Below are 362 nucleotides of genomic sequence, written 5' to 3'. Positions count from 1 at the left end.
GCCGGCTTCAGCAGCTCCCCGACCGCGAACTCGTGCGGCAGCCGGGAGCCCTTGAACTCGCCGAGCTCCGTGCCGTTCAGCCAGATACGGGCGCAGGACTCCACGCCGTCGAAGCGCAGCACGGCGCCACCATCCGCCAGGTCCGGCCAGTCCTCGGGGAGGTCGAAGACCCGCAGGTGGTCCCCGGTCGGGTTCTCCGTCGGGACATGCGGCGGGTCGACCGGGAAGGGGTAGAGGTGGTTGGTGTAGATGGGCGAACCGAACGCGCCGTCTCCCTGGAGGACCCAGTGGCCGGGGACCGTGACCTCGGCCCAGTCCCCGGCGTCGTACCCCTCCTCGGCGAACGAGTCGTCCTCGGCGTC

Annotated in this window: 1 protein-coding gene; it reads right to left on the bottom strand. The window is 71.3% G+C overall.

Annotation, left to right across the window (positions count from 1 at the left end; all coding sequences use genetic code 11):
- The coding region (locus KUM44_RS44455; protein ID WP_374202132.1) for a sugar-binding domain-containing protein at nucleotides 1-362 on the bottom strand (362 nt) is incomplete at both ends.

This window comes from Streptomyces sp. AC550_RSS872 (genome assembly GCF_019049285.1).
Taxonomy (GTDB): domain Bacteria; phylum Actinomycetota; class Actinomycetes; order Streptomycetales; family Streptomycetaceae; genus Streptomyces.
This window is presented reverse-complemented; position numbering and strand designations above follow the sequence as displayed.